Origin of the sequence: Neptuniibacter sp. 1_MG-2023 (assembly GCF_030547185.1) — a bacterium.
Taxonomy (GTDB): Bacteria; Pseudomonadota; Gammaproteobacteria; order Pseudomonadales; family Balneatricaceae; genus Neptuniibacter.
Genome location: NZ_JAUOQR010000021.1, coordinates 1 through 18,570, shown reverse-complemented (window position 1 = coordinate 18,570; position 18,570 = coordinate 1). Strand labels below are relative to the sequence as shown.

The window sequence follows — 18,570 nt, the reverse complement described above, 5'->3', positions numbered from 1 at the left end:
TAAGTCTTAACCTAAAACGCTGAGCACATACGATGATAAGTGAAAAACAAAAAATGCTCTCGGGATTACCTTTCAACGCACTTGATCCTGAACTTGTAAAAGAACGCAAACGCGCCAAAGCTCTATGCTTCGAATATAACCAGTTACACCCAGATCAAAAAGGCATGCGCCAACAGAAATTAAGCAAACTATTAGGCCAAGGATTCAAACCTACGATTGAACCTAACTTCCAATGCGATTATGGCTATAACATCCAGCTTGGAGAGAATGTTTATATCAACCATAACGGTACTATCCTTGATGCAGCTCCCGTTACTATTGGCAACAATGTGATGATAGGCCCCAATGTGGTTATTAGCACTACAACTCATCCATTGCAGGCCTCAGAGAGAAAGAAAGGTACAACTGAAGCAGCAGCAATCACAATTGCTCAAGATGTTTGGATAGGCATGGGAGCAACAATATTACCCGGCGTGACTATAGATGAAGGCGCTGTCATCGCAGCAGGATCAGTTGTAACAAAAAATGTAGCTAAACAAACACTGGTCGCCGGTGTGCCCGCTAAAATGCTTAAGAAGATTACATAATCACTTAGCTAAAAAAGCGAGCTACACTCTATTTATTCCGTAAACAGAGGCGTAATATCCGACTGTTCCACGCAACTTATTAATTAAACAATCATTAGGACTCAACATGAAAAAACATAACACCCAAAATACCCAAGAGGGAGTCAAGCATACAAGCTCCCTAGAAACCGGCAGGGGTACTATTCGTAGCAATCATTTAGCAGCCTTAGTCACCTCACGGGTTTTCAAAACTCAGGTTGTTAAGGCGAAAAAAGGCAAAGGTGCATACCTTCGCAGTAACAAACACAAAGGACAGGAGTCCTATTTAATAGCGGCTTAAGGATCTATTAGGTCCACAAGAGTCGTTATTCAAATAGGACTTTTATCGTCATCACTTTACAGCAGCCACTATCGCGGCCAGCTTTAATTTTTTAACATAATCAACAGGATAGAAACTAAAAAACATAATAGAGTATGCCCCACAGCCCTTGTTGCACTACAAAGGGGCGTAATTTCCTTCACAAACACCCATAATGCACAATATCGGTCACAATGCACCGATAAAGAACACTTAATGCACTTGATTAGTGCGCACAGTGTTTTTAAACACTTCCCCTTCTATCGAAAAATTAAACTTTTTACTTAAAAAACAACATGTTATTAAGGAATTAACAGACAATCCCTTACTTGGTCTAGTACTTGCTTTATAAAAAGCATATTGAGCATCAAATCAATATAGTCGCTGTTTATGGATATGTTGATTGCTGCGTTTAACGAATTGAATAACTTTTTCGGGGTAACATAATGAGTGGTAACACATCAAGATTAACATCAATCAGTGCAATCACTAGCGGCAAACCTATAGATGTGGAGATGCCAAAACCATTAAGTAAAATTTGGGCTAGCGATGTATTTAATCTAGCCAAAATGGAAGAAGCGCTATCGAAAAACGCTTTTAAAGCAATGAAGAAAACCGTGCAAACAGGATCGCCTTTAGACCCTGCTACGGCTGATGTTGTTGCTGCTGCCATGAAAGATTGGGCTATGTCCAAAGGTGCCAAATTCTTCTCCCATATTTTTTACCCCATGACCAATGCTACAGCTGAGAAGCATGACGGTTTTATTATTACCAATGCTGACGGCGCTGCTATCACCGAATTTACAGGTAGCTTACTTATCAAAGGCGAACCTGATGGTTCCTCTTTCCCTAACGGTAGCTTACGTATAACCAATGCCGCACGTGGTTATACTGCTTGGGATCCAACCAGCCCTGCTTACATTATGAATACGCCAAACGGCGCGACATTAATGATACCTAGTGTCTTTATGTCATGGACCGGCGAAGCATTAGATAAGAAGATTCCACTGTTACGCTCAAATGCGGCGATGGATAAAGCAGCTAAAAAAGTACTTTCACTTATGGGTGAAAAAGATGTTGCTACGCTGAACTCTAGCTGTGGCGCTGAACAAGAGTACTTTTTAGTTGACGAAAATTTTGCTAATAGCCGTCCAGATTTACTACTTGCCGGTCGTACGCTATTTGGAGCATCACCTGCAAAAGGTCAGCAGTTTGACGACCATTACTTCGGCGCAATTCCTGAGCGCGTACAAGTCTTTATGCAGGACTTTGAAGACCAGCTGTTTAAACTAGGTATCCCTGCAAAAACACATCATAACGAAGTAGCGCCGGGCCAATTTGAGATCGCACCATATTTTGAAGCAGCTAACGTAGCTGCTGATCATCAGCAGTTGTTGATGACTATCATCAAAAATACCGCTAAAAAACACGGTTTCCTTGCTTTACTACACGAGAAGCCTTTTGCCGGCATTAACGGTTCTGGTAAACACGTAAACTGGTCTGTAGGTAACTCAACCCAAGGTAACTTGCTTGATCCAGGCCACACACCTGAAGAAAACTTAAACTTCCTTATCTTCTGTGGTGCGGTTATCCGTGGCGTACATTTATATGGCCCACTATTACGCGCAGTCATTGCGACGGCATCCAATGACCACCGCTTAGGTGCCAATGAAGCACCACCGGCAATCTTATCGGTTTATTTGGGCGACCAATTAGAAAAAGTATTTAAAGAGATTCAAGCAGGCGACTTACAACCAACAGTTTGCGGTGGCGAGATGGATCTAGGCTTATCCCAGATTCTTACCTTTACTCGTGATCCTGGCGACCGAAACCGTACCTCTCCGTTTGCCTTCACAGGTAACCGCTTTGAGTTCAGAGCCGTTGGTTCATCACAGTCTGTATCTGGGCCGTTGGTAGCAATGAATACAATGCTTGCCGATTCCCTCGATTGGATTGCAGGCAAACTTGAAACAGCGTTAGAATCAGGTTTAGATCAAGCTTCTGCAGTACTTTCTGTACTAAAAGATCTTATGGATGAGCATGGTAATGTTATATTCGGCGGCGACGGCTATTCAGAAGAGTGGCACAAAATCGCTGTAGAAGAACGTGGCCTGAAAAACATCCCAACAACAGCAGATGCCCTACCTGTTTTCCAAGAAGAAGAAATTATCTCCTTGTTTAAAAACACAGGGGTACTATCACCTGTTGAGCTAGCAAGCCGCTATGAAGTGTATTCTGAGCAGTACATTTTATCGATTGAAGTAGAAGCTAAGTTAGTGATCGATATGGCAACAACTTCTATCTATCCTGCTGCTGCCACTTACCTATCAGAACTAACGTCAACCATTGCCACAGCATCAAATGTGGGTGTGACACTTGATAATAGCATTGCGCAAAAAGTAGCAAGTGCTGCGGACGCTATGATGGCTGATGTAGATGCCCTATCTATTGCCATTACCAAGCATGACTTCCCTACCGTAGAAGATCATATGAAATTCTGCGCGAATGAAATTCGTACTCTAATGGACAGCATTAGAGCCCATGCGGACCTGCTTGAAACTATCGTTGCAGATAACGCTTGGCCTTTGCCTAAGTATGCTGAAATGCTATTTATTAAATAATCTTACTTAATAAATATAAAAGGCCGCATTATGCGGCCTTTTTCATGCTTACTCGATGTTTACAAACAGAGGATATTAGCTGACAGGGAGCCGCTATTTATTGGTTTTTATTAGCTATACCAAACGGAATATGAACCATTGGGATATCCCCCGCTTCCGATTCCAGATGGCTACGCTGATCATCGAAGAACATATGCGGTTTCAGTCTTGAAAGAATTCGATCTTTTGACATCCCACCAAGAAAAAAGATCTCGTTTGCACTAACCCCCCAATCTTCCAGCGTTGTGATGACCCTTTCATGAGCCGGAGCGCTGCGAGCCGTCACAATCGCGGTCGTCAAGATGCGTTGATAATCCCGATCACGTTCAACCTCTTTATCTTCAAGCTCTTGTAAAAAAGATAGTTTTTTAAATAGATCGGCTAAAGGGCCCGGCTTATGAGGTATCTCTGATTTCTCAACCTCATAATCATAAAAACCGGGAAGATCTCCGCCTTTAAATACGGCTTCAGATTCATCATCAGCAATAACGCCATCAAAATCGAAGGCTATTCTAAGTATCTCACTATCGTCGTCATTTATACTTTTACTCGGCAACACAACCCCGCCGGGATATCCCGAATCTATAGCGTTCTGAATATCTTCTTCATTTGCGGATAAAAATAGGGATGCATTAAAAGCAGGAATATATTCGTATGGAGATTTCCCTTCCATAAAAGCAGCACGAGATATATCAAGCCCGTAGTGCTGTATCGAACGGAAAACACGCTTCCCCGTCGCAGCTGAGTTTCTTGAAAGCAAAACAACTTCCACCGGCTCTTTATCTGGAAAGCGCTTATTAATCTGTAAAAAGCGTTTAATAAAAGGAAAAGCGACGCCTTTATCGAGTACTTTATTTAAGTTCTTCTTCTGGAAGTCTTTATAGGCCTGCGGCCCCTCCTCAACAAAGACAGAGTTCGATTCAGATAGATCAAATAACGCACTGGAAGATACGGCAACAACCAGTTTTTTATCTATAGGGTATGACATATGCTTCCTTTCAAAATAGATATAAGCAGGTTATTTCTATGTTTATAACGCTTCACACCCCCTCCTCGACCAAATTAAAATCAGCACCCCAAATATCACAGATCTCTTGCAGCTCGTCATTTTCAGTCTTATCTAAAGGTCCCGCTAAACGAAGATGGTAAGTATCATTCCGCCTGATAACAGATTGATAAGTGCTCATGCCATGTAAGCGTGAAATAAACACCTCCTCATCTACTGCACACTTGAAGATTGGGTCGACTATTTGTACAAGCATGGCTCCCTCTCAACCTTATTTCTTTATATTTCTTGAATTATAAAGTTCGTTAATCGACTGATTTTCTACCACCCTTTTTTTGACCCCAGAAAAACTGTTAAATAGATGCTCATGGGCCAACTTAGAAAAAGTATCGTTCCTATCTGAGTATTGTGAGATCCAATCAATTAACATATTTAAATTCTTATCTTGTGCCGCCTTAGAGCTATACTTATGAGGTTCCCAAGGACGATTACGCGCGTTCTCTATGCAGAGAGCTATAGGTAGATCCATAAAGATAATTTCGTTCGAAAATGGCAACGCAACTTCAAGTAAATCAGCATAGCAACCTTCTATTACCCAGCCATTATAGGTATTCATAAAGCCGCTTATTTCTAATGATGATTCGCTTAGGGATCGCCTTTCTGGCGGCATCTCCTCTTTCCAGGCCAATGTATCAAGATCTAAATGAGAAAGGCCTTCAGACCGACTGATTGCTTTCGCAAGGGTCGATTTTCCTGATCCAGAATTGCCGAATATTAAAACTTTTCTCATAGCCTTCTTAACCTAGTTAGATCGTTATATAGGTTTATATCTTATAACCACCAGCACTATCGGTCACAATGTTAAACCACGCCTTTTCTCGCGGATAACAATCAGCCTCTCTAGCTGAAAAATCTATACTGTTACGCGGCACTTCAAAGTAATCAATCACCTGTCGCCTTTTGACAACTAGAAATAAGGTGATGCTATCCAATTCATAAATATTACTCTTTGACTCTATATCAAACTCAAAGCCGATAAGCCTTTCCGCTTCTTGATTACTAGAATAAGGTGTTAATAAGCAGACCTTGTCCCAGTCACCTTCTATTTCAGTAGACAGATCAATAGTTGAACCACTAAACGTAAACACCCGTTTAGGAGCCTTCCCTATTTCCGAACAAGAGATGGATAAAAAAAGCAGGGGGAGAAAAACATAAAATTTCATCAAGGCTTACACCTCAAACGCTAAGTCATTTACAAACAATTTGATTAGATAAAACAAGCTATATGGCATAAAAACAAAGGCTAAGCCGTAACGGAAAGAACCATCAGACTTGGCCTTATCTCTAGCAATGTAAACGTATATATCAGCCTAAATACGACGTTTTCATCATCACGCTTTTAGCAAAGTGATTAAGTTATTTTATTAACCGAATCGCGAAAGGCACACGAAACTGATTACCTTTTGACGTTGAAACCGCTCCCATAATACAAAAAATCAAATGGCAAATACCGATAATAGGGAAAAGAACGACACCAATAGCGATAAAGCTCAACAAAAAAGCTGCTACATAGGCAATCATTACCGTTATCGACCAATTTAATGATTCTTTCGATTGGTCCTGGACATAAGCATCGTCCGTTTTGATCACATACAGAATCAACCCTGGAATAAAGCCTAAAAAGAACGTTCCAATCCATGACAGTAACGCCATATTTTTCGAATCTTGTGTGATTTCCTTAAAATCTGGCATAAGGTCATTACTCATTCCGCTTCCCTCTTAAATTTCAATTTATACTAATTTCCACTAACTAGGCACCATCCAAGACTTCCAGCACAACAATGAAAGAATAATGAATCCCTTCTCATCCCACGTATCAGAACAACTTACGATTTTTAATGCCTCTAGTACTGGCATCATATCAGACACCCAGCTATTTGATTTATATATTCTTTTATATTTAGCCCTCGTAACAATACACACATCCATTTAGGTTAATATGCTGCAAAGCCAATAAGCGCTACACATAAAGAAGCAGGCCTCTATTTAATCGGCCCTATAAGACCAGCATACTTAAGGTATAATCATCTTTACAGCAACTGCGCATTATATTCCATAATAACCTATAGAGTACGCTCTACGGCGAAAGCAACATGAAAGAGACGGGTATAGTTATTTACCATTGAATAGGTCAGTTATCCGCAACGACTTCCAACTAATAACAACCCCGTTTAAGATGAAACACAAGTTAACTGTAAATTTTGACTATAAGTAAAAAGCATTACCTTGTGTACGTACAAACATTTAGGCATGAAATCCATTTTACTCGAGCACGATTATGATCAATCAGCTACAGGAAAAATATCAACTCTCCTTATTAATGCTACTTAGCTTCGTAGCAGTGTTGGGCGTTTTTCCATTTGTAGTCATCCGTTATATGGCTGGAAATGTCACTGCTGCTATTATGGATATAATGATCATACTTGGCCTTATCGCGCTCGTCGTTTATGCCTCCTACTCCAAAAAAATCCGTATTGTCAGTGCAATAATCGCCGCCTTCATTAATATTGGGGTCGTTGTTGTTATTATCGAAAATGGAATAGATAGCTTTCTCTGGGTATATCCCGTTTTTGCCAGCACCTTTATTTTAGTAAAACCCCTTGAGGCTTTATTGATTAATGTTGTGGCAGGCATATCCCTAACAGTCTTCTCTAACGCGTTTGACGTTATATCACTTGTTTCCTACGCAGTCACAATCATCATGCTTTCACTAAGCACCTTTGTTTATGCCAGCCACAGCGCAATGCAATTTCGCTTACTAGAAACGCTCAATACCGTTGATCCGTTGACTGATGCCTTTAATCGCCGCGCTCTAAACACAGATATGCAAGCGGCTCTAGCCAACGCTGAGCGCAACGACACTCAACAGCTTTTAGCCATTTTGGATTTAGATCATTTTAAAATGGTAAACGATAAATATGGCCATGCAGCGGGTGATCAAGTACTAAAGGATTTTGTTAAAATCACCACATCTCATATACGCAAATATGATCGTCTCTATCGGTTTGGCGGAGAAGAGTTTGTCTTGTTAATCTCAGGAATTAATGATGATCAACATAAGTCCTTTATTGAAAACCTGAAAAAGGCCATAAAAAAAGAACTCAAAACACCAGATGGGAGCGCTATAACCGTGTCATTTGGCGTTGCCGCTTGGCAGCCAAAGACAACTATAGATACATGGCTCCAACGCGCTGACGAAGCCCTCTATCAAGCTAAAGCACAAGGGCGTGATTGTGTAGTATTCAGCAATAAAGAAGAATTAGGCACTAACCCAGCCCTATAACGTGATCTAAAGCCCTTCAGCCTTTACAAAAAAGGCACACCACAGTGGAAACTCCACCGTGGTGCCTAAAACTAACCGCTTTTAAAAACTATCCTTACTTTTCTATTTTAGCTTTCATTAGCGACTGATTCAGCATTTCTTTCCGACCCAACCAGCTTAAATAAGATATAAACAAAAAAGCCTGTTAGGATGCCCGGCGCGACACTATAAATAGCCCCACCCCAACCCACTTGCTGCCATAAAAGAAAGACCCCAACACCAGCAATAACCATGCTAATGGATACCGGCTGCGGAATACGTTTCCCTAAGGCCTGTAAAACGATCAAAGGCGCAAAAGCTGAACCGAGCAAGCCCCAAGCATCAAGCACTAAAGAAAATACCGACTCAGCGCCCGTTAACGCAATAATGACGGCAACAGTGATAACACTTGCCGTGGTGAGTTTTGCGGCCCAGAGTGAATGCATCTTCCCCGGTAGCCGAACAAAATCACGGGTAACCGCGGCAGAGCACGATAGAACCAGTGAATCCGCGGTAGACAGCGTTGCCGCAAACAATGCCGCAAGCACCATACCGGCTAATATATCAGGCAATACCAATTGCGCCATAGTAGGCAGCGCCAGCTCTGAATCAAAGCTAGCACTCTCTGGGAAAGCTATACGGCTCAACAAACCCACCATTATGGTTGCCCCATAAAAAAGCGTAAACCAGCCATAATAGTAACAACGCATACGGTTAATTTGCGACTCGTCCTTTAAACTTATAAAACGCACGACAACATGGGGCTGACCAATCACCGCGAATCCACCAAATACCCAACCGGCAATAAAGAGCATGATGCCAATCCAGTCTTTATCAGGAAACCAACCGAGAAAATTCACATCAACACTGTCCATCTTATCTAATGCTAATGTCCATCCTCCCGCCAACTCAATGCCTCCAGTAATCAACATTGCCATGCCGATCAACATTACAAATGACTGAGCGGCATCAGTCCAAATAGAAGCCCGCAATCCACCAGCGGCACTGTATAAAAGGACGATACCCGCACTAATTAAGATACCCCAGGTCGGATCCCATTCCAGCAGCACAGATGTTGCTTTACTTCCCGCTTTAAACTGAGCGGCCGCATAAAGCGTAAGAAAAAATAGCGTCAGCAAACCCACTAAGCGACGTAATCCATGATTTTCACCCCCATGCCAATGCGCTAACAACTCCCCATAAGAGTGTATTTTATTTTTGCGTGAAGCAGCATGCAGAGGCTTCAACGTAAACAGAGAGGCCATCAAGTCACCGGCGATCCAGCCCAGCATTAACCAAATAGAAGATAGCCCTGTCGCATAGGTCAACCCAATCATGCCGATAAACATAAAACCACTGTTGTTTGTCGCCACTGCAGAAAGCCCAGCAAGCCAAGCGGGTATAGACTTACCTGCGACCAGATAATCTTCAGTTGTTTTTTTACTCTTAAGCATGGAGGACAACCCAATGATTAAAAATAAAAATAATGAACACAGGAAGCTGATTTCAATCATGAATTCCCTCCTTTATAAGTTACTGCTTTATATTTTGTGCTCTCAGGAGGGTTATGAAATACTAAATTGTCAGTCAGGCAGTTTAAGGTGTTCTTCATCTATCTATCCTCCGTTGATGTTTTTCTCATATAACAACGGTACAGCATCATAGAATAAATACCCAATTTCTAAGTGATATGCTTCAACTTCGGAGATATTAAGGAGGGAGTTTTAAGAGGAGCTTAGGACAGATCTCAAAATAGAACGGTTTCGTTTATTGTCCCAAGCAAGAAACTGACATCTACCTTTTTTCGCTCACGGGGTGAGTTCCTACTAAGCATAAAATCTATGCTTGACGGGACTTCGCATTCAAAGGGGGCGCTGTACCTTCCAACGTCCCTTTTGATTACTTATTGCGAAAGGCTAAATTTATAGGCCTTGCTCTTGGAATTGACTTAGCGCTTGCATCGCCTCAATCCCATAAACAACTGATGGCCCACCGCCCATAAGGATAGCAACGGATACTGTTTCGGCGACCTCTTCTTTACTGGCACCCGCCTTCAAAGCATCATGTACGTGGAAGGATATGCACCCATCACATCTAACAGTGACAGCAATACCTAAAGCAATCAGCTCTTTTGTTTTTGTCTCTAATGCACCGGGTTTTAGACTGGACTCATGTAATGCTGAAAACCCCTGCATTGCGCCAGGAATCTCCAGACCAAGCTTTTCCATCCAGCTACTAAGTTCTTTAAAGTGTTCAGGAAAGTTCTTCATGGCTCATCTCCGTATATATAGAAAGTCAATCTAGGAAATAGATCAGGATTCATTATAACTGGCTGGATGAGATGTGAGGGGCACTACTGCAATTCTATTGCGTTCTGTCAATTTTTACGCAAACCTATGTTCTGTCCGGTCAATTAGGTAGCTCGACCTGTTTTGATTTTAGCTCACTAAAGCCTTTAGGTGTTTTCGAAAAAACCTAAACTCAATTCGACTGGCTGACCTAACCAATATGCAAACTCTGTATGATCTTTAAAATCATCGCCGGTGACTCCATGGACAAGCACGGTTAAGCCTTTCCTATTTTCATCGAGCCAAGTTATAAAGGTTTCAAACGTCCTTGCGCCAAACGTAATTTGGCAGCTCCCACATGGATGAGGGCCTATAGGACTCTCGTGGAAACGGCCCACTTTTAAATTAAATTTGACACCTAACTCTTCGCATAACGTCTGAGCAATTACCTTTGACGCATCATCGAAATAAATATGAGCATGATAAGCTTTGTGCGAATTGATCGGTCTTTTAATTTCAGTCATAGCTATTTTTCATTCCCCAATTAGGTATTTAACTCCTCACTAAAAGTGAAACTTTTTTTATCCTATATATCGCAAAGCATTTACGCTAGCTTACCTTCGCTCACGGGCTGAGCTCCTACAGGAGCTTTTTGCTGTGCGGACTGCTGAGTTTGAAGCGTATCGCCCCCGCTGATTTAACCTCAGGTCACTTATAGAAAAAGAAAAACCTATCCACGCGGGTTATTGACCCTATGCGGGTTTTTATGGACTTATAACTATAAGCCGCCTAAAATTAATACCTAATAGCCCGTTAAATAGCACACGAGCATAGAGAATATTTCACTCTTACCCCCTATTTAAAACAAGGACTTATCCTTGCTAAATCACTGAGACTAGGTAGTAATTAAATACAGGCAAATAATGAAAAAGAAATTATTTATTTATTACTTTATTTTTACTATTAGTACAGCCTCTTTTTTTTGTATTTTTCTATACCATTCCTATTCTCAAGAAAAAAACCTTGCTAAAGAAAATATTACCCTAACAAGCCTTCTAATAAGTGAGTGGATAAAAGGCGCTTTTAATGCGTCAGATTATATCTTACGAGATATTATCGATAAGGTTCCAACAACCGCATTAACTTACCCCACAAACGATCCCATTGAACATGCTCGTATCTCACAGTTTATAGATAAAAAACGTCAAACCTTGCCTTACTCAAATGGTGTCGGTCTAAACGATAATAAATGCATTATGACTCACACCCCGTCAACAGTAGGATTTGATGCTAGCCAACGTGAATGGTGCAATGTGCCGATTAAAAACCCTAAATTAGACACTTATGTTTCAAATATGTTTATGAGTAACATTGGTGAAATGATGGTTATTCAAACCCGTAAATTTCCTGATAACAAAGGACTTGCAGGTTTAGGTCTTAATCTCAGCTTTTTTTCCCAATGGGTAAAAAAAGTGCATATTGGACGGGGCGGTGTTGTTGCAATCTTAGATAGAAATTTCACTTTACTTGCACGACAACCAGAGTCTCCACAAGCATTAGGTAAAAAAGCTGGCGCCCCTATTTTAGAACAGTTCATGATCTCACAGCTGAAAAATCAATCCTTCTCCCATACTTCGCCGCTAGATGGTACAGACAGATTATATAATGTACGCAAAGTAGATAATCTACCCTTCACCGTGATCGTCGGATTAGCTAATACAGACTGGTTAGCAAGTTGGTATAAACAAGTCGCTATTTCTATTTTTCTCACTGCCCTATTATGGCTCATGGGCTGGTTTATCCTACGCCACTACCAAGACATCCTTGAACAGAAATCAGAGCTAGAAGAAATATCTAATACAGACCAGTTAACAGGGCTGTATAACCGTCATATGCTCAATAAAACATTAGAAAAAGAATATCATCGCGCTAAACGCATGCAAGGAACATTTGAAGTCATTATCTTGGATATAGATAATTTTAAACAGATTAATGACACTTATGGTCACAATGTGGGTGATGTTGTACTTAACGAATTAGCATTACTCATGAAACAATCGATCAGACTTTCAGATACGTTAGGCCGCTGGGGCGGCGAAGAGTTCTTAATTATTGCTCCAATAAAAGACCATAAAAACCGATCATCAATGGCTGAAAACCTGCGTATAAAAATAGCAGAGTATGATTTCACTACAGTCCATACGATTACAGCAAGTTTCGGTGTAGCCCGTTATCAAGAGGGTGATTGCATAAATAGCTTAATAAAACGTGCTGATGATGCCCTTTACAACGTTAAAAAACAGGGTCGAAACCAAGTAGAGTTTAGGCTCGCTTAACGATTAAATCATATTATTAATCACCTAGCATATATTAAGAAATAACCTAGCCCCATTATTACTTTTAAATTGTTGATCGCGGTTCTAGTCAGCCGTTTCAGCCAGCAGGCATCGATTCCTGCCACTATCTTTAGCTTTATATAATGCTTGGTCAGCCGCGTTAATCCACTCTTCAGCACTTTGACCCTCGGCATAAAGTGCAACACCGATGCTAATAGTCACATGTATACCATCACTACTCGGTATTATGATTTGACGTTCAACCCGCTCGCGTAGTTTTTCAGCCATTTGTAACCCGGTTACTGCATCAACACCCGGTAACAAAAGACAAAACTCCTCTCCCCCATAGCGACCAACCACATCATAGTTGCGACTGTTTTCTATCATCAAGTGACCTAGATCGGACAACACTTGATCACCAACCTGATGGCCCCAAGTATCATTCACCCTTTTAAAGTGATCTACATCCACCATCAATAATGTCATAGGCTGTTTCGAGCGCTGGTTACGATTAAGCTCTTGCTGGAACCGCATCATAAAGTAGCGACGACTAGAAACACCTGTAAGCATGTCTTGATGTGCAATTTCCTCTAATTGCCTATTCAAGACCTGTATTTCCTGCGTCCGCTCATCCACGGTCTGCTTAAGTTGACCTAACGCCAATCGAATACCCAAAAAAAGAGCCAGTTCAATTATTAGAAAGCCGACAACCCCATAGATAATGTTAATCCAAGTATTATGATTTAACTCCTGTATAACATCAGAGGCCGATTTCCAGATCATAATACGGCCCACAGGCGTCTCACTGCCGTCTCGCTCCCCAACATAGTCTGACAGTGCAAATTCCGTCAAAGCAACAGGGCCACTTGCCGTATTAACTAAAATCGTACGCACGCTTTTAGGCGGCTTAGACCACTTAGTACTCGCTCGCTCAGCTAACAAAGCACTCAGCGCTGGTGATGATGTCGCTTCAATAAAGCAGCCGCAAGGCGTTCTGCTCTCAGGTTCGTTTGGACGAGACCAAGTAGCATTTTCAACATTGGCCTCGTTAAGCAACACCGCAACATCGCCACCAATGGAAGAACCCAACAAATCAATCAAGGTTTTAAACGATGTCCCCACCTCTAAAGCGCCAATTTGACGTGTGGAATCACTATCGGAAAAAACCGGCACTATACCTCGAAGCCCTGAATATACACGCCCCAGTTCAAAGCCCTGTCGAGGATGACCGTCACGATTAACATCGACCACCATATGGCGAAGGTTATCCATATTGTCACCAAACTTCTGAGGCTTATGAATACGGAGAAAGCTGGTCGAACCGGGACCTAGATGAAAATGCAGCTGACGCACCTGATACTTTTCCATCATTTTGGTCCACCCTGGCGACACGCTGTCGTATAACAGATCTCGTAAACGTGCAGATTCAGGACCTCCCGCACCTCCTCCCTCTTCCTTAACCGCTTGTACGCCTTGGGCAAATAAGTGCTGCACCTCCGTTGAGCTAGCAATAAACGTCGAAAGTTGAGACATGTTATTGAGCGTCATGGTTAATGCGACGTCAAATGATCTTTTAAGCTGTTGACCATCCTGCTTCAAGCTCTGCTGCATGATGCGCTTATCACTAATGTAGTTAATAGTGACGAACAACGTATCTGCTACAAAAAGCATTATAGATAGTAGTATGAATAACCGCTTATGCGTTTTATTGATCATCATGCGCTTATATCAAACGCTATGGCATACTGTGGGTTTAAAATACCTGTCTCTATGATGTGCCCCTTATAACTCGATCGATTAAGTGTCTAGCAGACTATAAAACAGACGGTGAAAAATTTTAAAGCCTCTGTTCCTGTGCTATCTTCCCGAATGAATTGTAGTTCGCTGTTGTTGATGCCAGCAGTGATATTTCGGATTAAGTTGAATGAAAAAACAAAAAAGCCAAATCTCAGTACCACACCCAACAGGATCTGTCCTAGGTTATTCTATTTCGCTCACAGGGATGGCTCCTACCCCAAGCCATCCCCTGCAGGAGGCCAACCTTTAGCTGGAACCCGTCGAGCAAAGCCCCTTGGCACTATAAAAAACGGCAAAGAGCGACCACGTTAGCTTGTTGAAAAATTAAAACCTGACCCCGTTTATGCATTTATGTAAAATGTCCGTCTAATCCTCTCCCTACCTATTCCCTCCCATAAATAGCTTATTTCTTTATTCCAAAAAGATATTTAAATAAACTTTAATATTCTTTTGAATTATATATAATCCATACTCAAATTTTAATTCTCTGGAGTGCTCTAATGTCCCGATTCGTAGCCCTGATGACCTTGTTCTTATGTGGCTGGAGTAGTTTAGTGACTGCGGCCGACAAAAACCTTGAAATTGGCTATATGCCCATTATTCCGATTTCCCAAGCGTTTATTGTTTTGGAAGGCGACACTTTGGAAAACGCCGGCGTTAGCGATCCTAAGTTGTTCCAATTTCAAAATGGCCCCGCTATTGTGCAAGCGCTCTTAGCCGGTCAATTAGATGTTGCCTATCTTGGTATTGGGCCTGCCATGGTTGCTCGTGCCAAAGGGGCAGACATTAAAGTGGTTGCCTCTAACATTGTTGAACAAATCAGCATGATCGCATTAGGCGAACTGTCTCCTTACTTTGATAATGGTGATCCAAAAACAGCCTTTGCTCGCTTTAAAGCGGATAAAGGCCGTAAAGCCGTTATCTCCACCTTCCCTCGAGGTTCAGTGCCAGAAACGGTATTGCAGTATTGGTTGCAAAACCAGCTCGGTATGAGCAACGATGATATCAAGCAAAACATCGATATCATTTACCAAGGCGCAGCACAGGTACAACAAGCACTGATGACCGAAGCGGTTGATGGCGCAGCTATTTTAGAGCCAGTCGTCAGCATTATTCGTGATAAAAAATCCGCTGCAAAAGTCGTCGCTTCTGGCTCGGGCATGTTCCCTCATCAGCCAGGCGCTGTATTAGCCGTGCGTGAATCATTGATCAATGAGCACCCTGAATTGGTGAAAGCATTAGTGAAAGCACACATCGCCGCCACCGATGAACTGCGTAACGCCCCAGAGCAAGCAGCCAAAGCGGTTGGTAAATACGTGGGTGGTGGTCGTTTACCGAAACAAATTATCCTAAATGCATTAAAGAACTCACACGATCAGTTCCAAGCAGATCCGAACGCTATCATCGATGGCACCCGTACCATGCATGATTTTCAAGCTAGCCAAGGCACACTTAAAGCAAGCGTGGACCTAAACGCACTATTTGATGTTCGTTTTTATAACGAACTCATTAGGGAGTAATTCCACATCATGGAATCACACACTCACCCTTTAACACGCTCTCGATGGGGGCGTGTTTTACTGGGAATCTTAGGGCTAGCCGCATTTGTGCTGTTGTGGAAATACGCGCAAGCAGCAGGCTGGGCAGCCGCTGGCACCATTCCAGACCCCTTTAAACTGCCACAAGCTCTGGCTGATGAGTGGACATCCGAACGTTTAATGCCAGCAGTCCTCTCAAGTTTAGTTCATTACGCATGGGGCTTGGCGATTGGTACGTTTCTTGGTTTCTTAGTGGGTACATTAGCGGCGTCTTCATCGCTGCTAGACGCATTACATGCTTTGCTCGCGCGGATTCTACGTCCTATTCCGCCATTAGCCTGGGTAGTCTTTGCCATCGCTTGGTTTAAAGTAAGCCATGCGGGAGCCGCCTTCGTGATTGCCATAGGTGTATTCTGGGTAAACTACTTTGCAACCTATTCTGCGGTACGCAATGTGGATTCTCGTTTTTATGAACTGGCCCGTGCTTTTGGTCAAAATGGCCATTTACGTCAAACCTTTCAAGTAACCTTACCGGGTGCTGCCACGGGTATTTTTTCGGGTATTCGCACTGGTATCGGACAAGCTTGGATGACTTTGATCGCCGCTGAATTGTTGGGCGTCCCCGGCATGGGACAAGAGATGAATTCAGCCGCAGGCGTAGGCGCTTACGAAGTGGTTGTGGTTTACATGCTGATTATTTCTCTGGTTTACACCTTGAGCGATACCCTGTTTGGTTTCATTGAAAAGCGAGTGTTAACATGGCGCCCATCCTAAAGATCGAAGACCTAAGTTATCACTACGGTAACAATCCTGACCCCGTGTTTGCCAATTTAAATCTTCAAATAGAAGACGGCGAGTTTATAGCGGTCGTTGGTGGTTCAGGCGTTGGTAAATCAACCCTGTTACGTTGTGTCGCTGGCCTTACCTCAGCGAGTCATGGCACTATTTCGCTCAACGTGGAAGAAGACGAAACCCGACGCTCTCGCAGCGTGGTGTTTCAAGATGGTCGCCTCATGCCTTGGCGTCGATTGCGCAGCAATATAGCTTACGGTCTGACGGGCCTAAAACTGACCGCCGAAGAGAAACGCAACCGAGTAGACGAAGTATTAAAACTGGCTCGCCTTGACGAGCTAGCCGAGCGTTGGCCACACCAGTTGTCGGGTGGCCAAGTACAACGTGGCGGCATTGCCAGAGCATTAGCGGTCAAGCCACACTTGTTATTAATGGATGAGCCTTTTAGTGCGGTGGATGCCATCACCCGTCAGCATTTACAAGATCAGTTACTGGCGATCTGGGAACAGACGCGTAAAGCCGTGATGTTTATCACCCACGATATTGAAGAAGCAATATATTTAGCGGACCGAGTGATTGTCTTGTCGGGCTCACCTGCGAACGTGGTGTTAGATAAACCCATTGACCTGCCCCGTCCAAGAGATCGTGGCACAGATAGCTTGCAAAAAATGGCTCAAGAGATCGCTAATGCACTTTAATTTTTAAAAGGATACCCTCATGGCTGTTACACAATTATTGATTCACGCACCAACAGTAGATGCATTAAAGCGAGCGCAGAATAACGCACGCAATTTGCTTAAATTAGAAGCGGATGCCCAAGTGGAAATCGTCGTCAATGGCCCCGCAATGGCAATGGCGGTCACCTTGACAGATGAGGATATTTTAAGTCGATTGGTGATGTGTCGTAATAGTTTACAAGCACAATCCCTGACCGCACAGGTAGACGTTAAGCTGGTGGACGCCGCTGTGCAGTACCTTGCTCATCAACAAGCCGCTGGTTGGTCTTATCTTCGCGCTTAAGGTTGCCTTCACAAGCCATTATTGAGTGTGCTCAAGACCTATTATGAAAGCAGAAGTAAAACCCCGAAGGTTAACGTTTCTGTAAAAAACTCTGCAGCCCTGTGCATCGGTGATATGCAATGCATCTGGAGGTGTCTGAGCATGGCCTATACCGTTAGTACGAAACGCTCCCTGCAAGGCGTTCTCGCAAAACTCATGCATAGGTGACATGGGATTCGGGTTCATTCTCGACACTTTCGAAACACTCTGGGCTGAGGATGTCGCACGTAATGTGTCGATCTCATGCATGCAATAATCGGTTATCTTAGAACGCCAGAACGCTTCAAAGGCTTCCAATCGAGCCGGATCGGTTGGCGCAACATAGGTAGCATAGATTGTATTACGTCCGGTCGAAAGCTAACTGAACCTCATCCTTCGGCATCGCTAGGTTTACGCCTTCAATATTGCTTCCGCATAGATCGGCATAATCTTCTGCGACCGCTGACCCGCTGCTGAGAGCTAGCAGACCAAAGTACACATGATACTGTTTTTAATTTCATTATCGATGCCTCCAGTGCGGTTTGTAGGAATATTAGCTAACTCCTTTAATTCCAGCAATCAACATGCACGCCGTAAGACCTGACCTCTTGCTTTCTGTTTTTTTTACGATTAATTAGCCTGCACTTATACAAAAGATATGTTCCCTGTAAGACCTCAGAAATACTAACCCCCACATAAAAGGCGGAGCGTCAGCGACGTCCAGCGCAACGTAGTGGAGCGATTTTTGATGTGCTTGTGTACGCCCAGCATGGGCATGAACTAATGAGGTGAAAGTCCTCTGTAGGAAGGTCACCATCCATAGCGATTTA

At 42.8% G+C, this 18,570-nt stretch carries 18 protein-coding genes; 9 read left to right on the top strand and 9 right to left on the bottom strand.

The features are described 5' to 3' along the window. Positions 1–32: 32 nt before the first annotated feature. From Q4492_RS15355 to Q4492_RS15345, 3 genes are all read left to right on the top strand, one after another. The gene (locus Q4492_RS15355; protein ID WP_303419775.1) at positions 33–587 is read left to right on the top strand and encodes a sugar O-acetyltransferase; all 555 of its coding nucleotides are present in this window, start codon (positions 33–35) and stop codon (positions 585–587) included. A 106-nt stretch (positions 588–693) separates the two neighbouring features. Next, entirely contained in the window at positions 694–906 is a 213-nt protein-coding gene (arfA, locus tag Q4492_RS15350; protein WP_303419773.1) for an alternative ribosome rescue factor ArfA, read from the top strand. A 464-nt stretch (positions 907–1,370) separates the two neighbouring features. Continuing rightward, the gene (locus tag Q4492_RS15345; protein WP_303419771.1) at positions 1,371–3,545 is read left to right on the top strand and encodes a glutamine synthetase III; all 2,175 of its coding nucleotides are present in this window, start codon (positions 1,371–1,373) and stop codon (positions 3,543–3,545) included. Positions 3,546–3,642: 97 nt separating this feature from the next. On the opposite strand, the gene Q4492_RS15340 is transcribed toward Q4492_RS15345, so the two are convergent. From Q4492_RS15340 to Q4492_RS15320, 5 genes are all read right to left on the bottom strand, one after another. Next, complete coding sequence (locus tag Q4492_RS15340) at positions 3,643–4,572, bottom strand: 5'-nucleotidase (RefSeq protein ID WP_303419769.1); 930 nt, start codon at positions 4,570–4,572, stop codon at positions 3,643–3,645. 52 nt (positions 4,573–4,624) lie between these two features. Next, complete coding sequence (locus Q4492_RS15335) at positions 4,625–4,846, bottom strand: hypothetical protein (protein WP_303419767.1); 222 nt, start codon at positions 4,844–4,846, stop codon at positions 4,625–4,627. A 15-nt stretch (positions 4,847–4,861) separates the two neighbouring features. After that, entirely contained in the window at positions 4,862–5,380 is a 519-nt protein-coding gene (locus Q4492_RS15330) for an AAA family ATPase (protein WP_303419765.1), read from the bottom strand. A gap of 34 nt (positions 5,381–5,414) precedes the next feature. Next, positions 5,415–5,813: a hypothetical protein gene (locus tag Q4492_RS15325; protein WP_303419763.1), complete on the bottom strand. Its 399-nt coding sequence runs from the start codon at positions 5,811–5,813 to the stop codon at positions 5,415–5,417. A 193-nt stretch (positions 5,814–6,006) separates the two neighbouring features. After that, a complete protein-coding gene (locus Q4492_RS15320; RefSeq protein ID WP_303419761.1) occupies positions 6,007–6,357 on the bottom strand; it encodes a DUF4870 domain-containing protein in 351 nt (116 codons plus the stop codon). A 571-nt stretch (positions 6,358–6,928) separates the two neighbouring features. Between Q4492_RS15320 and Q4492_RS15315 the strand changes: the two genes are divergently transcribed. Beyond that, positions 6,929–7,933, top strand: coding sequence for a GGDEF domain-containing protein (locus Q4492_RS15315; RefSeq protein WP_303419759.1), 1,005 nt, complete (start codon positions 6,929–6,931; stop codon positions 7,931–7,933). Between the two features lie 107 nt (positions 7,934–8,040). Here Q4492_RS15315 and Q4492_RS15310 read toward each other — a convergent pair whose 3' ends face one another. The 3 genes from Q4492_RS15310 to Q4492_RS15300 all read right to left on the bottom strand — a co-directional run bounded on the left by Q4492_RS15310 (position 8,041) and on the right by Q4492_RS15300 (position 10,763). Beyond that, entirely contained in the window at positions 8,041–9,465 is a 1,425-nt protein-coding gene (locus Q4492_RS15310; RefSeq protein WP_303419757.1) for a sodium/proline symporter, read from the bottom strand. Positions 9,466–9,873: 408 nt separating this feature from the next. After that, on the bottom strand, positions 9,874–10,221 hold the full coding sequence (locus tag Q4492_RS15305) for a carboxymuconolactone decarboxylase family protein (RefSeq protein WP_067867271.1): 348 nt from the start codon (positions 10,219–10,221) through the stop codon (positions 9,874–9,876). Between the two features lie 185 nt (positions 10,222–10,406). Beyond that, positions 10,407–10,763 carry a DOPA 4,5-dioxygenase family protein gene (locus tag Q4492_RS15300; RefSeq protein ID WP_303419754.1) on the bottom strand — a complete coding sequence of 119 codons (357 nt, stop codon included), beginning with the start codon at positions 10,761–10,763 and terminating at the stop codon, positions 10,407–10,409. A gap of 399 nt (positions 10,764–11,162) precedes the next feature. Here Q4492_RS15300 and Q4492_RS15295 point away from each other — a divergent pair, with 399 nt between their 5' ends. Beyond that, positions 11,163–12,575, top strand: coding sequence for a GGDEF domain-containing protein (locus tag Q4492_RS15295; protein ID WP_303419752.1), 1,413 nt, complete (start codon positions 11,163–11,165; stop codon positions 12,573–12,575). Positions 12,576–12,659: 84 nt separating this feature from the next. Here the strand turns inward: Q4492_RS15295 and Q4492_RS15290 are convergent, their stop codons facing one another. Then, complete coding sequence (locus Q4492_RS15290; protein ID WP_303419751.1) at positions 12,660–14,294, bottom strand: diguanylate cyclase; 1,635 nt, start codon at positions 14,292–14,294, stop codon at positions 12,660–12,662. A gap of 578 nt (positions 14,295–14,872) precedes the next feature. On the opposite strand from Q4492_RS15290, the gene Q4492_RS15285 reads away from it, so the two are divergent. The 4 genes from Q4492_RS15285 to Q4492_RS15270 are packed head-to-tail and all read left to right on the top strand — an operon-like array spanning position 14,873 to position 17,722. Next, the gene (locus tag Q4492_RS15285; protein WP_303419750.1) at positions 14,873–15,892 is read left to right on the top strand and encodes an ABC transporter substrate-binding protein; all 1,020 of its coding nucleotides are present in this window, start codon (positions 14,873–14,875) and stop codon (positions 15,890–15,892) included. A 9-nt stretch (positions 15,893–15,901) separates the two neighbouring features. Then, positions 15,902–16,684: an ABC transporter permease gene (locus tag Q4492_RS15280; RefSeq protein ID WP_303419748.1), complete on the top strand. Its 783-nt coding sequence runs from the start codon at positions 15,902–15,904 to the stop codon at positions 16,682–16,684. Continuing rightward, positions 16,669–17,400: an ABC transporter ATP-binding protein gene (locus tag Q4492_RS15275; RefSeq protein ID WP_303419746.1), complete on the top strand. Its 732-nt coding sequence runs from the start codon at positions 16,669–16,671 to the stop codon at positions 17,398–17,400. The genes Q4492_RS15280 and Q4492_RS15275 overlap by 16 nt, the downstream gene beginning before the upstream one ends. Before the next feature lie 19 nt (positions 17,401–17,419). Further along, entirely contained in the window at positions 17,420–17,722 is a 303-nt protein-coding gene (locus Q4492_RS15270) for a hypothetical protein (RefSeq protein ID WP_303419744.1), read from the top strand. Positions 17,723–18,570: the final 848 nt, after the last annotated feature.

Excerpts from the sequence above, each read along its gene's own strand:
- Q4492_RS15340 (WP_303419769.1), bottom strand. The coding sequence starts at position 4,572 with ATGTCATACCCTATAGATAAAAAACTGGTTGTTGCCGTATCTTCCAGT.
- Q4492_RS15270 (WP_303419744.1), top strand. The coding sequence starts at position 17,420 with ATGGCTGTTACACAATTATTGATTCACGCACCAACAGTAGATGCATTA.
- arfA (WP_303419773.1), top strand. The coding sequence starts at position 694 with ATGAAAAAACATAACACCCAAAATACCCAAGAGGGAGTCAAGCATACA.
- Q4492_RS15275 (WP_303419746.1), top strand. The coding sequence starts at position 16,669 with ATGGCGCCCATCCTAAAGATCGAAGACCTAAGTTATCACTACGGTAAC.
- Q4492_RS15295 (WP_303419752.1), top strand. The coding sequence starts at position 11,163 with ATGAAAAAGAAATTATTTATTTATTACTTTATTTTTACTATTAGTACA.
- Q4492_RS15300 (WP_303419754.1), bottom strand. The coding sequence starts at position 10,763 with ATGACTGAAATTAAAAGACCGATCAATTCGCACAAAGCTTATCATGCT.
- Q4492_RS15355 (WP_303419775.1), top strand. The coding sequence starts at position 33 with ATGATAAGTGAAAAACAAAAAATGCTCTCGGGATTACCTTTCAACGCA.
- Q4492_RS15320 (WP_303419761.1), bottom strand. The coding sequence starts at position 6,357 with ATGAGTAATGACCTTATGCCAGATTTTAAGGAAATCACACAAGATTCG.
- Q4492_RS15310 (WP_303419757.1), bottom strand. The coding sequence starts at position 9,465 with ATGATTGAAATCAGCTTCCTGTGTTCATTATTTTTATTTTTAATCATT.
- Q4492_RS15280 (WP_303419748.1), top strand. The coding sequence starts at position 15,902 with ATGGAATCACACACTCACCCTTTAACACGCTCTCGATGGGGGCGTGTT.
- Q4492_RS15305 (WP_067867271.1), bottom strand. The coding sequence starts at position 10,221 with ATGAAGAACTTTCCTGAACACTTTAAAGAACTTAGTAGCTGGATGGAA.
- Q4492_RS15315 (WP_303419759.1), top strand. The coding sequence starts at position 6,929 with ATGATCAATCAGCTACAGGAAAAATATCAACTCTCCTTATTAATGCTA.
- Q4492_RS15285 (WP_303419750.1), top strand. The coding sequence starts at position 14,873 with ATGTCCCGATTCGTAGCCCTGATGACCTTGTTCTTATGTGGCTGGAGT.
- Q4492_RS15335 (WP_303419767.1), bottom strand. The coding sequence starts at position 4,846 with ATGCTTGTACAAATAGTCGACCCAATCTTCAAGTGTGCAGTAGATGAG.
- Q4492_RS15330 (WP_303419765.1), bottom strand. The coding sequence starts at position 5,380 with ATGAGAAAAGTTTTAATATTCGGCAATTCTGGATCAGGAAAATCGACC.
- Q4492_RS15325 (WP_303419763.1), bottom strand. The coding sequence starts at position 5,813 with ATGAAATTTTATGTTTTTCTCCCCCTGCTTTTTTTATCCATCTCTTGT.
- Q4492_RS15290 (WP_303419751.1), bottom strand. The coding sequence starts at position 14,294 with ATGATGATCAATAAAACGCATAAGCGGTTATTCATACTACTATCTATA.
- Q4492_RS15345 (WP_303419771.1), top strand. The coding sequence starts at position 1,371 with ATGAGTGGTAACACATCAAGATTAACATCAATCAGTGCAATCACTAGC.